The sequence below is a fragment of the Microcella alkalica genome (assembly GCF_014137945.1).
Classification (GTDB): Bacteria; Actinomycetota; Actinomycetes; order Actinomycetales; family Microbacteriaceae; genus Microcella; species Microcella alkalica.
The window spans coordinates 229,808-240,786 of the sequence record NZ_JACGWX010000003.1; the positions used below are offsets into that span (position 1 = coordinate 229,808).

At 71.2% G+C, this 10,979-nt stretch carries 15 protein-coding genes and 1 tRNA gene; 7 read left to right on the forward strand and 9 right to left on the reverse strand.

Annotated elements, in window-relative coordinates:
* Positions 1-33: 33 nt before the first annotated feature.
* Genes FHX53_RS07875 through FHX53_RS07885 form a run of 3 tightly spaced genes read right to left on the reverse strand, consistent with a single transcriptional unit; the run spans position 34 to position 2,890 of the window.
* On the reverse strand, positions 34-1,407 hold the full coding sequence (locus FHX53_RS07875; RefSeq protein WP_182490804.1) for an NAD(P)(+) transhydrogenase (Re/Si-specific) subunit beta: 1,374 nt from the start codon (positions 1,405-1,407) through the stop codon (positions 34-36).
* Complete coding sequence (locus FHX53_RS07880) at positions 1,404-1,718, reverse strand: NAD(P) transhydrogenase subunit alpha part 2 (protein WP_182490805.1); 315 nt, start codon at positions 1,716-1,718, stop codon at positions 1,404-1,406. The genes FHX53_RS07875 and FHX53_RS07880 overlap by 4 nt, the downstream gene beginning before the upstream one ends.
* Positions 1,718-2,890: a Re/Si-specific NAD(P)(+) transhydrogenase subunit alpha gene (locus FHX53_RS07885; protein ID WP_182490806.1), complete on the reverse strand. Its 1,173-nt coding sequence runs from the start codon at positions 2,888-2,890 to the stop codon at positions 1,718-1,720. Before FHX53_RS07885 ends, FHX53_RS07880 begins: the two co-directional genes overlap by 1 nt.
* A 358-nt stretch (positions 2,891-3,248) precedes the next feature.
* Here FHX53_RS07885 and FHX53_RS07890 point away from each other — a divergent pair, with 358 nt between their 5' ends.
* The 4 genes from FHX53_RS07890 to FHX53_RS07905 are packed head-to-tail and all read left to right on the forward strand — an operon-like array spanning position 3,249 to position 6,028.
* A complete protein-coding gene (locus tag FHX53_RS07890) occupies positions 3,249-4,274 on the forward strand; it encodes an iron-containing redox enzyme family protein (protein WP_182490899.1) in 1,026 nt (341 codons plus the stop codon).
* Positions 4,271-5,245: a glycosyltransferase family 2 protein gene (locus tag FHX53_RS07895; RefSeq protein ID WP_343050909.1), complete on the forward strand. Its 975-nt coding sequence runs from the start codon at positions 4,271-4,273 to the stop codon at positions 5,243-5,245. The genes FHX53_RS07890 and FHX53_RS07895 overlap by 4 nt, the downstream gene beginning before the upstream one ends.
* Complete coding sequence (locus FHX53_RS07900; protein ID WP_182490807.1) at positions 5,238-5,453, forward strand: CDGSH iron-sulfur domain-containing protein; 216 nt, start codon at positions 5,238-5,240, stop codon at positions 5,451-5,453. Before FHX53_RS07895 ends, FHX53_RS07900 begins: the two co-directional genes overlap by 8 nt.
* Positions 5,454-5,473: 20 nt before the next feature.
* Positions 5,474-6,028, forward strand: a complete 555-nt coding sequence (locus FHX53_RS07905; RefSeq protein ID WP_182490808.1) for a dihydrofolate reductase family protein — start codon at positions 5,474-5,476, stop codon at positions 6,026-6,028.
* A gap of 9 nt (positions 6,029-6,037) precedes the next feature.
* Here the strand turns inward: FHX53_RS07905 and FHX53_RS07910 are convergent, their stop codons facing one another.
* From FHX53_RS07910 to galU, 5 genes are all read right to left on the reverse strand, one after another.
* Positions 6,038-6,262 carry an SCO4848 family membrane protein gene (locus FHX53_RS07910; RefSeq protein ID WP_182490809.1) on the reverse strand — a complete coding sequence of 75 codons (225 nt, stop codon included), beginning with the start codon at positions 6,260-6,262 and terminating at the stop codon, positions 6,038-6,040.
* Positions 6,263-6,341: 79 nt separating this feature from the next.
* Positions 6,342-6,414 (reverse strand) — tRNA-Ala (locus FHX53_RS07915).
* Positions 6,415-6,462: 48 nt separating this feature from the next.
* On the reverse strand, positions 6,463-7,458 hold the full coding sequence (locus FHX53_RS07920) for a hypothetical protein (RefSeq protein ID WP_182490810.1): 996 nt from the start codon (positions 7,456-7,458) through the stop codon (positions 6,463-6,465).
* 27 nt (positions 7,459-7,485) lie between these two features.
* The gene (locus FHX53_RS07925) at positions 7,486-8,139 is read right to left on the reverse strand and encodes a GNAT family N-acetyltransferase (protein ID WP_182490811.1); all 654 of its coding nucleotides are present in this window, start codon (positions 8,137-8,139) and stop codon (positions 7,486-7,488) included.
* Between the two features lie 6 nt (positions 8,140-8,145).
* A complete protein-coding gene (gene galU / locus FHX53_RS07930; RefSeq protein ID WP_182490812.1) occupies positions 8,146-9,036 on the reverse strand; it encodes a UTP--glucose-1-phosphate uridylyltransferase GalU in 891 nt (296 codons plus the stop codon).
* Positions 9,037-9,094: 58 nt separating this feature from the next.
* Between galU and FHX53_RS07935 the strand changes: the two genes are divergently transcribed.
* From FHX53_RS07935 to mscL, 3 genes are all read left to right on the forward strand, one after another.
* Positions 9,095-9,697, forward strand: coding sequence for a 5-formyltetrahydrofolate cyclo-ligase (locus tag FHX53_RS07935; protein WP_182490813.1), 603 nt, complete (start codon positions 9,095-9,097; stop codon positions 9,695-9,697).
* 76 nt (positions 9,698-9,773) lie between these two features.
* Positions 9,774-10,067 carry an FmdB family zinc ribbon protein gene (locus tag FHX53_RS07940; protein WP_182490814.1) on the forward strand — a complete coding sequence of 98 codons (294 nt, stop codon included), beginning with the start codon at positions 9,774-9,776 and terminating at the stop codon, positions 10,065-10,067.
* A gap of 71 nt (positions 10,068-10,138) precedes the next feature.
* Positions 10,139-10,576, forward strand: a complete 438-nt coding sequence (mscL, locus tag FHX53_RS07945) for a large conductance mechanosensitive channel protein MscL (protein ID WP_182490815.1) — start codon at positions 10,139-10,141, stop codon at positions 10,574-10,576.
* A gap of 122 nt (positions 10,577-10,698) precedes the next feature.
* On the opposite strand, the gene FHX53_RS07950 is transcribed toward mscL, so the two are convergent.
* Complete coding sequence (locus FHX53_RS07950) at positions 10,699-10,974, reverse strand: hypothetical protein (protein WP_182490816.1); 276 nt, start codon at positions 10,972-10,974, stop codon at positions 10,699-10,701.
* Positions 10,975-10,979: the final 5 nt, after the last annotated feature.

The following is a 10,979-nucleotide window of genomic DNA, read 5'->3' on the forward strand; positions in this document are numbered from 1 at the left end:
CTGCTCGGGCCCCGCACCGCGCGATGATCGACGCTAGAGCGCCTTGACCGCGCCGAGCACCTTCGTGAGCGACTCCTTCGCGTCGCCGAACAGGAGCGTCGTCTGCGGCTCGAACAGGAGCTCGTTCTCGATGCCGGCGAATCCGGGGCGCATGGAGCGCTTGAGGAAGACGACCTGACGCGCGGACGCGACATCGAGGATGGGCATACCGTAGATCGGCGATCCGGGGCTCGACTTCGCCGCGGGGTTCACGACGTCGTTCGCGCCGACCACGAGAGCGACATCGGCGGTCTTGAACTGCGGGTTGACCTCGTCCATCTCCTGCAGCACCTCGTACGGGACGTTGGCCTCGGCGAGGAGCACGTTCATGTGCCCGGGCATGCGGCCGGCGACGGGGTGGATGCCGAAGACGACCTCGATGCCCTTGGCCTCGAGCGTCGTGGCGAGCTCGGCCATCGTGTGCTGCGCCTGAGCGACGGCGAGGCCGTAACCGGGGACGACGATGACGCGCTGGGCATAGCCGAGCAGGATAGCGACGTCCTCCGCGCTCGACGAGCGCACCGGGCGGTCGGAGGCGATCGTCGAGCCCGCGGTCGATCCGCCCTTGAACGCCCCGAACAGGATGCCCGCGACGCTGCGCCCCATCGCCGACGCCATCGCGCGGGTCAGGATCGTGCCAGAGGCTCCGACGAGCGTGCCCGCGACGAGCAGGAGCGTGTTGCCGAGCACGAGGCCGGAAGCGGCGACCGTGAGGCCCGTGAAAGCGTTGAGCAGCGAGATCACGATCGGCACGTCCGCGCCGCCGACCGGCAGCACGAACAGCACGCCGAGCACGAGTCCGAGCGCGAGCAGCACGTACGCGGCTGTCGGGTCGCTGGTCACGACGAGCCAGCCCGCCGCGGCGACCGACGCGATCGCGACGACCGCCATGACGACCGGGCCGCCGGGGAAGACGATCGGTCGGGTCGGCATGAGCTCCTGCAGCTTCGCGAAGGTGATGACCGAGCCGGAGAACGAAACCGCGCCGACGAGCACCGTGAAGGCGACCGCGGCGACCGCGCCGATGCCCTCCACGTGCGTGAGCTCGAGCAGAGCGACGAGCGCCGCGGCGCCGCCGCCGACGCCGTTGAACAGCGCGACGAGCTGCGGCATCTGCGTCATCGCGACCTTCCGCGAGACCGGGGCCGCGATCGCCGAGCCGACGAGGATCGTCGCGATGATGAGCGCGACGTTGTCGAGCTCGGTCGACAGGAACACCGTCACGAGGGCGATGACCGCGCCGGCCGCGCCGATGAGGTTGCCGCGTCGCGCCGACTTCGGCGAGCTGAGGCCCTTGAGGGCGAGGATGAAGCAGACCGCGGCGACCAGGTAGAGCAGCGCCGTCCATTCGACCGACAGGATGCTCATCGCGCGCCCTCCTCGGTCGTCGCCTTCGCGACCGGCTTGCGCCCGCCGAACATCTCGAGCATGCGGTCGGTGACGACGAACCCGCCCACGAGGTTGATCGTCGCGAGAAGGACGGCGATGAGCGCGACGATCAGCAGACCGACGTTCTCGGCCTGACCGGCGACGATGATCGCGCCGACCAGGATGATGCCGTGGATGGCGTTGGCGCCCGACATGAGGGGCGTGTGCAGGGTGCTGGAGACCTTCGAGACGACTTCGAAGCCGACGAAGACCGAGAGCACGAAGAAGGTCAGCAGGGTGATGGGGTCCATCAGTGCGCTCCCGTCGTTCCGGTCGAGGAGGTGGCGGCGGCCGCGATCGCGGCGGCCGTGGGCTCGTGGCGCACCTCGCCCGCGTGGGCGAGGCAGGCGCCGGCGATGACCTCGTCGTCGAAGTCGGGCGCGATGACGCCCTCGACGGTCATGAGCCCGATGAGGTTGGCGATGTTCTGAGCGAGCAGGCGGCTCGCGTCGAAGGCCATGGTCGAGGGGGCGTCCTTCATCCCCACGATCGTGACGAATCCGCCGGAGACCTCGACCCGGGCATCCTCGCCCGCGACCGCGCCCTCGACGTTGCCGCCCGTCTCGGCGGCGAGGTCGACGATGACGGACCCGGACTTCATGCCCTGCAGCATCGATGCGGTGATGAGGCGCGGCGCCGGGCGGCCGGGGATGGCCGCCGTCGTGATGATGACGTCGGCGTCGGCGACGTGCGGCGCGAGCAGTTCGCGCTGGCGGTCGGCGCGGTCGGCGGCGAGCTCCTTGGCGTACCCGCCTGCGGCGTCGGCCGCGGCGTCGAGGTCGAGGTGGATGAACGTGCCGCCCATCGAGCGCACTTCATCGGCGGATGCCGAGCGCACGTCGTACGCCGAGACCTTCGCACCGAGGCGCTTCGCCGTCGCGATCGCCTGCAAGCCCGCGACGCCGGCGCCGAGCACGAGGACGCGCGCGGGCGGGATCGTGCCGGCCGCGGTCATGTAGAGCGGGAAGAAGCGCGGGAAGCGCATCCCCGCCTCAAGGACGCAGCGGTAGCCCGCGATGAGCGACTGCGAGGTGAGGGCGTCCATCGACTGCGCGCGCGAGATGCGCGGGATGAGCTCGAGCGAGAAGGCGGTGACGCCATGCGCGGCGAACGCTGCGACCCCCTCGAGCTCGGAGGCGGGGGAGCCGAAGCCCACCGTGACTGCGCCGCTCGGCAGCGAGGCGATCGTCGCGCCGTCGAGCGGACGCACGTGCGCGAGCACGTCGACGCCGCTCAGGTCGATCGCGTCGACGAGCGTCGCGCCCGCTGCCTCGTAGTCGGCGTCGGCGTAGCCGGCGGCGAGACCGGCGCTTCTCTCGATCGTCACGGTGAGGCCGTTCTTCAGATACTGCGCCGTCGAAGCGGGTGTCGCGGCGACGCGGCGCTCCCCCTCGATCGGTTCGCGGCGGACGGCGATGTCCATGCAGCTCCCTCGGTCGTGTGCTGTGGTGTTGGTGCACTGTATCCATCAGGAGCGTGGGAATCGATGTTCATTCTGACTGGACAGAGTGAAGGAACAGCGAATCTTTCGCATGAGGAAAGACGGACGAGCGGGAACAGCACTCCGGCGCTCGGCAGGAGAGCCAAAGAGTGACTCGCGCAACCCCGTTTCGCGCAGCGGGCGATCACGGAAACATGGCTCGCATGATCAAGAGAGCTATCGGAGCAGCGATCGTCGCCTGGGCCGCTCGACGAGTCGTCGCAGGCATCGAACGCAGGCGGTCTCGCCGCCGAGTGCGGTCCTACCCGAATCCCGCGCTGTGACGCGCGCCGTGCAGACCATGCGCGCCCCCGGATCCCGCGGCGCTGTCAGCGCTGCCGTGATCGACGTCCTTCTCGCCGACCCCGACGCCGCCGACGGCCCGCTCGAGCGCCTTCGCGAAGCGACCGACGGTCGCGCAGCGGCGGATGCCCTCCTCGACGAGGATCTGCAGCTCGCCCTCTTCCTCCTCTACGAGCAGCACTACACGGGGATGGACGCGGCGAGCGAGCGGTGGGAGTGGGACTCCCGTCTGATCGCGGCGCGACGGACGCTCGAGAGGCTCCACGAGTCCGAGCTCACGGCCCGCGTCACCATTCCGGGCACTCCGGAGGCCGAGGCGTCCGCCGTCGCGGAGACGCTGTTCGCACTGACCACGCCGACTCCCGGCCCGAGCCTCGCCCGGGCGGTGGCCGCCGACGCAACAGCCGACCAGCTTCGCGAGTTCCTCATCCTGCGCTCCATCTACACGCTCAAAGAGGCGGACCCGCACAGCTGGGGGATCCCGCGACTGCGCGGGCGACCCAAGGCAGCCCTGGTAGAGGTTCAGAGCGACGAGTACGGCGGCGGCCGACCCGAACGGGTCCACGCGACGATGTTCGCCCGGGCGATGCGCGCCGCCGGGCTCGACGACGCCTACGGGGCCTACCTCGACGCCGTCCCCGCGGCGACGCTCGCCTCGATGAACACGATGTCGATGTTCGGGCTCCACCGTCGGTGGATAGGGGCCCTGTGCGGCCACCTCGCCGCGTTCGAGATGACCTCGTCGCTGCCCAGCCGAATGGTCGCCAAAGGAGTCCGCCGACTCGGCTTCGGCGACGAGGTCGCGGCCTACTTCGACGAGCACGTGGAAGCGGATGCCGTGCATGAGCAGGTCGCGGCGCGGGACCTCGCTGGCGGCCTGGCCGAGCAGCAGCCCGAACTCGTCGAGGACATCCTCTTCGGCGCCGCCGCCTGTCTCCTCGTCGACGGCCTCGCGGCGGAGCATGCGCGGCTCGCGTGGGCAGAGGATCGGAGCGCCCTGCGGGATGCGACGGTCGGGGTGTGATCGGGCGCGAGCTCGGGGATTGCGAGTACCTGATCCCTCTCCGATGGAATGATGACGGCCCGCTCGAGGAGTTCACCGCCTATCTCCGCGAGATCGCACTGGCGATGCCCGTCACCGTCGTCGACGGCTCGCCGGAGGCGCTCTGGCGCCACCACCGGGAGGTCTGGAGCGGCATCGCCGCTCGCCACCTCCGGGCGCCCGGCCGGACGGGGAACGGGAAGACGGATGGCGTGCTCGCGGGCCTCGCCGTGACGACTGCTGTCGTGGTCGTCATCGCCGACGACGACGTCCGTTGGGGTCGTGCCGGACTCACTCGGGCTCTCAGCCTGCTCGACGGCGCCGCGATCGTGCGCCCTCAGAACGTCTTCGATCCCCTTCCGTGGCACGCGAGATGGGACACCGCTCGCAGCCTCATCAACCGCTCGATGCGCTCGGATTACCCCGGCACCCTCGTGCTCCGTCGTGCGGCGCTCCCGTCCGACTCCGACGGCGCTCCGCACTACGACGGCGATGCGCTCTTCGAGAACCTCGAGCTCATCCGCACCGTGATCGCGCGCGGCGGACGCGAGGTCCGCGCGGACGACCTCTTCGTGCAACGGCGACCGCCGACCGTTCGACGATTCATCGAGCAGAGAGTGCGGCAGGCCTACGACAGCGGCGCGCAGCCCTGGCGGCTCGCCGTCGAACTGGCCGTGCTGCCGAGCATCCTCCTCGCGGAGCGTCCCCTCCGGCGCGGGCTCCTCGTCGCCGCCGCGACCGTCCTGCTCGCGGAGATCGGACTGCGGCGAGCGCACGGGCGCGAGGTCTTCCCCGCGAGCTCGGCAGCGTGGGCTCCCCTCTGGGGGCTCGAGAGGATGATCTGCGCCTGGATCGCCGTGCTGCATCGAGCAGCAGGCGGGATGCCGTACCGAGGGCGGCGGCTGCGGCTGGCCGCCCACAGCGTGCGTCACCTCCGGAGAGCCCATGCCTGAGGCGGGGTGGCGAGGCGACGGGCCCGGCGAGATCATCGTCTGCCCGAACGGGCCGCTGCTCGTGCGCGGCGACGTCGATCTCGTCGACGCGGACGGAGCTCCCGTCGAACGCCGTCGTGCGACCGTCGCCGTCTGCCGGTGCGGGGCGTCCGCCATCAAGCCGTGGTGCGACGGCAGTCACAAGCTGATGCCGCGCGACGAGCCGTGAGCGCTGGGTAGCGTGAGGCCATGTCACGCCTCGTGTACTCGGTCGCTTGCTCTCTCGACGGTTACAACTCCGACGCAGGGGGCGGCTTCGACTGGGCCCTCCCGAGCGACGAGGTCGTCAGGGCGATCAATGACGACATGGACGGCATCTGCACGTTCCTCTACGGACGGCGGATGTACGAGACGATGTCCGGCTGGGAGACCGAGCCGGAGTGGGCCGACACCCCACAGATGGCGCGCTTCGCCGAGATCTGGCAGCGCGCGGAGAAGGTCGTCTACTCTCGGACCCTCGAGCGCGTTGTCACAACGAGGACGCGGCTCGAGCGCGAGCTCACCGCTGAGTCGATCGCACGCGCCCTCGACTCGGCTGCCGGGGACGTGACGATCGAGGGGCCGACCCTCGCCGCGACGGCCTTCCGGCTCGGCCTCGTCGACGTCGTCCAGCTCCTGATCTGCCCCGTGATCGTCGGCGGCGGCATCCGCGCCCTCCCCGACGATGCGCGTCTCGCCCTGCGGCTCGTACGCGAGCGGCGGTTCGAGAACGGCATGGTGCAGATCACGTACGAGCGGCTCTGAGCGCCCGCGTCAGCCGACGATGAGGAGCACCGCGGCGATCGCCGAGAGCACGGCGATGGCGAGAGCGATCGCGATGAGCACGACGTGCACGTGGAAGAAGGCGGTCGGCCGACCGTCGGCATCGCGCGAGCGGGGGTCGGCGGCGATGCGCGGGTAGAACCGCGGCCACACGACGATATTGAAGACGGCGCCGAGAAGCAGAGCGATGATGGCGGTGACGACAGGAGCATCCATTGTTCGACGCTAGCGCGCTCGAGCGAGCTCCGAACGAGCGAGAACCCCGGCGCAGCCGAGCCGGGGTTCTGCGTTCCGGTGGACCTGAGGGGATTCGAACCCCTGACCTCTTCATTGCGAACGAAGCGCGCTACCAACTGCGCCACAGGCCCGTGAACGACGACAACACTATCACTGCGGACGAGGGCGTCCGCACGTGCTCAGCCGGCCGCGCGACGCCGGGCGAGCACCTCGTCGAGGTCGGGCGCCGCGGTCGGCAGCCCGTCGAGGAGACCCATGCGCGCGAACCGGCTCACGGGCTCGGAGGTGCTGCGCCCGGTCGCGTCAGCAGCAGGGACGGCGACCGGAGCGGCAGGAACGGGGGCCGCCTCGGCGAGGTGCGAGGCGGCGGGGGATGCGGCGCTCGCGACCGCGGGCGCGCTCGGCGCCGTCGCTGCGCGCTGCGCTCTCTCCGCCTCGGCCGCGGCGGCGGCGAGCACCGCGGTGTGGTCGATCGAGCCGAGGCCGGGGCGGCCGGAGCTCGCGGTGGGCACCGCGAGGTAGCGCGGCTTCGGCAGCGGCACGGGCGTCCAGTCGCGCGGCTCGGCGGCGCGGGAGGACGACTCGGCGGCAACGGCGAAATCCACGAATCGCGGGGCGCGGCGGGGCGCGGAGACTCCGGTCGAGCGGCGGCGCGTGGCGCGAGCGAGCCCAACGAGCAGAGTGATCCCGCTCACGACGATGAACGCGGAGAGGGTCGTCCAGGCCCACGCCCCTGTCGCGGCCGACGCGACGGCACCGATGACGGCAGCGAGCGTGAGCAGCGACGTGACCAGCCGGGAGCGGCGCACGCGCGCCTGTCCGCGCTGGGCGGCATCGACCTCCGCGGCGAGACCGGGAGCGGTCTGCTGCAGCCGTTCGCGAACCGCTCGCTGCGCGGCGGCCTCGCGAGCCCGGGCGATCGCCTGCTCCTCGCGGTGACGCGCCGCGAGAGTGCGCTCCTGGTTGGCGACCTCGCGCGCCGTCATCTCGGCCCGCACCGCCTCGGGCAGCTCGGCTGTCTGCGCCATGATGCGCAGGGTCTGCTGCAGTCGCAGGGCGTTCCGCTCGGTCGACAGGTACTCGGTTCGGCGGCGCCACATCGGCACGAGGTAGACGAGCCAGAGCCCCGCGGCAAGCGCGATGAGGATCGCCGTTCCGCCGCCTGTGAACTCCATGGCCGCAACGGTATGCCCGAGCGGACGCTACGGCAGGGCGATCCCCCGGCGTGCCGCGATGAGGTCGACCTCGGGGATGCTCGCTGCCGTCGCGGGGGCGCGTCCGGCCCGCCAGCGCTGCAGAACCCCCTGCGGCACCTCTTCGACCGTGAGCGCGAAGCAGAAGTGATCGCGCCAGTCGCCGTTGATGTGGATGTATCGGCGACGAAGACCCTCGTAGCGGAAGCCGAGCTTCTCCACGACTCGGAGGCTCGGGCCGTTCTCAGGGCGGATGCAGATCTCCATCCGGTGCAGCCCGAGGGTGAAGAAGACGTGGTCGGTCGCGAGGGCGACGGCGGTGGGGGTGATTCCGCGACCGGCGAAGCGCTCCCCCACCCAGTAGCCGATCGTCGCGGAGGCGAGCGAGCCGTAGGTCATGCCGGAGACGTTGAGCTGACCGGCGAGCTCCCCGCCGCTCTCGATGACGAACGGCAGCCCTGATCCGGTGCGGGCGGCGGCGAGGAGGCCCCGGATGCTCCCCCGCGTGTCCCACGACACGGGAGCGACGGGGCTCGTCGCCTCCCACGGGCGCAGCCACGCGCGGTTCGCGAGCAGCTCGCGCTCGAGCGCCTTGGCGTCGCGGACGCGGATGGGCCGGAGAGTCGTGGCCCCGTCGCGGAGGGTCGGGATGCTCGTCGCCACTGCCGGTCAGTCGAGGGTCGCGGCGAAGTCGCGCAGCCAGGGCCGCAGGTCGACGCCGAGGTCCTCCCGCTCGACTGCGAGCTGGACGATCGCCTTGATGTAGTCGAGCCGGTCGCCCGTGTCGTACCGGCGGCCGCGGAACACGACGCCGTAGACGCCGCCGGAGGCGTCGTCGTTCGCGAGCTCGAGCAGGGCATCCGTCAGCTGGATCTCGCCGCCCTTGCCCGGCTGCGTGTGCTCGAGGACCGCGAATATCTCAGGCTTGAGCACGTACCGACCGATGATCGCGTAGTTCGAGGGGGCCTCGCCCTGAGAGGGCTTCTCGACGAGACCGGTGATGCGGACGACGTCGTCGTCCTCGGTCCCCTCGACGGTGGCGATGCCGTACATGTGGGTCTGCGAGGCGGGCACCTCGAGGAGGGCGACGACGGTGGCGTCGCGCATATGGTGCACCTCGGTCATGCGCGACAGTAGGGGGTCGCGGGGGTCGATGATGTCATCACCGAGGAGGACGGCGAACGGCTCGTGACCGACGTGCATCTTCGCGCGGAGGACGGCGTGGCCGAGCCCGAGCGGATCGCCCTGGCGGACGTAGTGCACGTCGGCGAGGTCGGTCGAGTACTCGACCTTCCGCAGCCTCTCGCGGTCGCCCTTCGCCTCGAGCGTCTGCTCGAGCTCGTACATGCGGTCGAAGTGGTTCTCCAGGGCCGCCTTGTTGCGCCCCGTGATCATGAGGACGTCGCGCAGTCCTGCGCCGACCGCCTCCTCCACCACGTACTGGATGGCCGGCTTGTCGACGACGGGGAGCATCTCCTTGGGCATGGCTTTCGTCGCCGGGAGGAAGCGCGTTCCGAGCCCGGCGGCGGGAATGACGGCCTTCGTGAGTGCGGGAGTCATGCCCGCAACCCTAGCGAAACGCCTTCGGCGGGCATCCGGTGAACTCTAGGATTGGCTCATGCCGAGCGACGCCGAGCAGGCCGCCCACGCCAAGCGCGCCCTCCGAGCCGAGCTCCGCGAGCGCCGCCGGATCCGCCCCCGGCACGAGCGCGAGGTCGCGGAGGAGGAGCTCACACGGCAGCTGATCGCGCTCGTCTCCGAACTCGGTCCTCGCCGCCTCAGCTGCTACCTGTCCACCCCCGATGAGCCGCCGACGCGCGGGTTCCTCGACTGGGCGCGCGAGCAGGGCATCGAGGTGCTCCTGCCGGTGTCGCGCGATGACGGCCTGCTCGACTGGGCGCCGTTGCCGGCATCGGGGGCGGATGCCCTCGCCGAGCTCGTCGATGCGGCGGGCTTGCCCGTGCCGGACGCCGAGCTGCTGAGCCCCCTCGCGATCAACGACGCCGGGCTCATCCTCGTGCCGGCCGCCGCCGTCGACCGCTCGGGCATGCGGATGGGCTGGGGCCGCGGATACTTCGACAAGACCCTCGGCTCGATGGAACGCAGGCCCCCCGTGTTCGCCGTCGTCTTCGACGACGAGCTCGTCGACGAGCTGCCGAGCGAGCCGCACGACGAGCGCGTCGACGGGATCGTCACGCCGAGCGGCACGACGCGGTTCTGAGGATCCGGCCGGGCGAAGGTAACAGCGCGGTCGAGCGGGCACCCGCGCGACCGTATCCTTGTCCAGGAGGATCGCCATGCCCACGTACTCGTACCGCTGCACGGAATGCTCGACCGCGTTCGACATCCAGCAGGCGTTCGCCGACGATTCGCTCACCGAGTGCCCCGAGTGCTCGGGCCGGCTCCGCAAGCTCTTCTCCGCGGTCGGCGTGACCTTCAACGGGTCGGGCTTCTACCGCACGGACAGCCGTGCGGGCGCGTCGACGGGCGGCTCGTCGACCGACTCGCCCGGCGACTCGTCGGGAGTGTCGAGCACCTCGACGTCGTCGGCGGCCCCGGCTGCCGCGAGCGCTCCCGCCGCCGCGAGCTGACCGGTTCGCGGTCCCGTCACGCCGCCGGTTAGGGTCGAGGCATCGTCAGCCACCACACCCTCGGGGGTTCCATGTTCAGCGGCTTCAAGGCCTTCATCCTGCGCGGCAACGTCATCGAGCTCGCCGTCGCCGTCGTCGTCGGCACGGCGTTCACCGCCCTCGTCAACGCGATCGTCACCGCGGTCATCAACCCGGCGATCGGGGCGCTCTTCAGCGCCAAGAGCCTCAGCACGGCCCTCGTCGTCGAGATCCCGACCGTCATGGGCGACGAGCCTGCGAGGCTCATGGTCGGCGCTGTGCTCGCCGCGCTCCTGAACTTCCTCATCGTCGCGGCCGTTGTGTACTTCGCCCTCGTCATGCCCATGAACGCCCTCGCCAAGCGAGCCGAGGCAGCCCGGCAGGCGGGTCAGCCGGTCACCGCGGCCGACGAGCCGCCGTCCGAGCGTGAACTGCTCAGCGATATCCGCGATCTGCTCGCGCGGCGCGACGCGGCCGGGCCCCAGGCCTAGGGCGACGCGGGGCGCGGAGAGCCGCGGCCCTGGCCGCCGCCCCCAGCGGCAGCCCGACGCCCGGCCAGAGCCCGGCGAGAATCCGCGTTCGAGGCGTGACCGGATCAGGCCCCGCTCGCCGATCAGTAGTGCGGAGGCTTCTCGGCCGTCAGTCGCGCATCGTTCTCGTCGACACGGTGGCGCTCCGGCTCGCCGATCGGGCTCGGGTCGCTTCCGGGCGGGGGCGGCGTCGTCGCGCGCCTGCGCTGGGGCGGTCGCCGCGGCTCGGCCGGAATGGACGCGACGGTCGCGGTCTCGCCGGGTGCGGGCTTGCCGGGTGCGGGCTTGCCGGGTGCGCATGCCCGGTCTGCAGGGGCCTGATCCTCGGCGGGGAGGCGCTCGGCCATGTCGTCGACCACCGCGG

Bases quoted from the DNA above. Each gene is read 5' to 3' on its own strand.
- FHX53_RS07875 (WP_182490804.1), bottom strand. From the start codon at position 1,407: ATGAGCATCCTGTCGGTCGAATGGACGGCGCTGCTCTACCTGGTCGCC.
- FHX53_RS07880 (WP_182490805.1), bottom strand. From the start codon at position 1,718: ATGGACCCCATCACCCTGCTGACCTTCTTCGTGCTCTCGGTCTTCGTC.
- FHX53_RS07885 (WP_182490806.1), bottom strand. From the start codon at position 2,890: ATGGACATCGCCGTCCGCCGCGAACCGATCGAGGGGGAGCGCCGCGTC.
- FHX53_RS07890 (WP_182490899.1), top strand. From the start codon at position 3,249: ATGCGCGCCCCCGGATCCCGCGGCGCTGTCAGCGCTGCCGTGATCGAC.
- FHX53_RS07900 (WP_182490807.1), top strand. From the start codon at position 5,238: ATGCCTGAGGCGGGGTGGCGAGGCGACGGGCCCGGCGAGATCATCGTC.
- FHX53_RS07905 (WP_182490808.1), top strand. From the start codon at position 5,474: ATGTCACGCCTCGTGTACTCGGTCGCTTGCTCTCTCGACGGTTACAAC.
- FHX53_RS07910 (WP_182490809.1), bottom strand. From the start codon at position 6,262: ATGGATGCTCCTGTCGTCACCGCCATCATCGCTCTGCTTCTCGGCGCC.
- FHX53_RS07920 (WP_182490810.1), bottom strand. From the start codon at position 7,458: ATGGAGTTCACAGGCGGCGGAACGGCGATCCTCATCGCGCTTGCCGCG.
- galU (WP_182490812.1), bottom strand. From the start codon at position 9,036: ATGACTCCCGCACTCACGAAGGCCGTCATTCCCGCCGCCGGGCTCGGA.
- FHX53_RS07935 (WP_182490813.1), top strand. From the start codon at position 9,095: ATGCCGAGCGACGCCGAGCAGGCCGCCCACGCCAAGCGCGCCCTCCGA.
- FHX53_RS07940 (WP_182490814.1), top strand. From the start codon at position 9,774: ATGCCCACGTACTCGTACCGCTGCACGGAATGCTCGACCGCGTTCGAC.
- mscL (WP_182490815.1), top strand. From the start codon at position 10,139: ATGTTCAGCGGCTTCAAGGCCTTCATCCTGCGCGGCAACGTCATCGAG.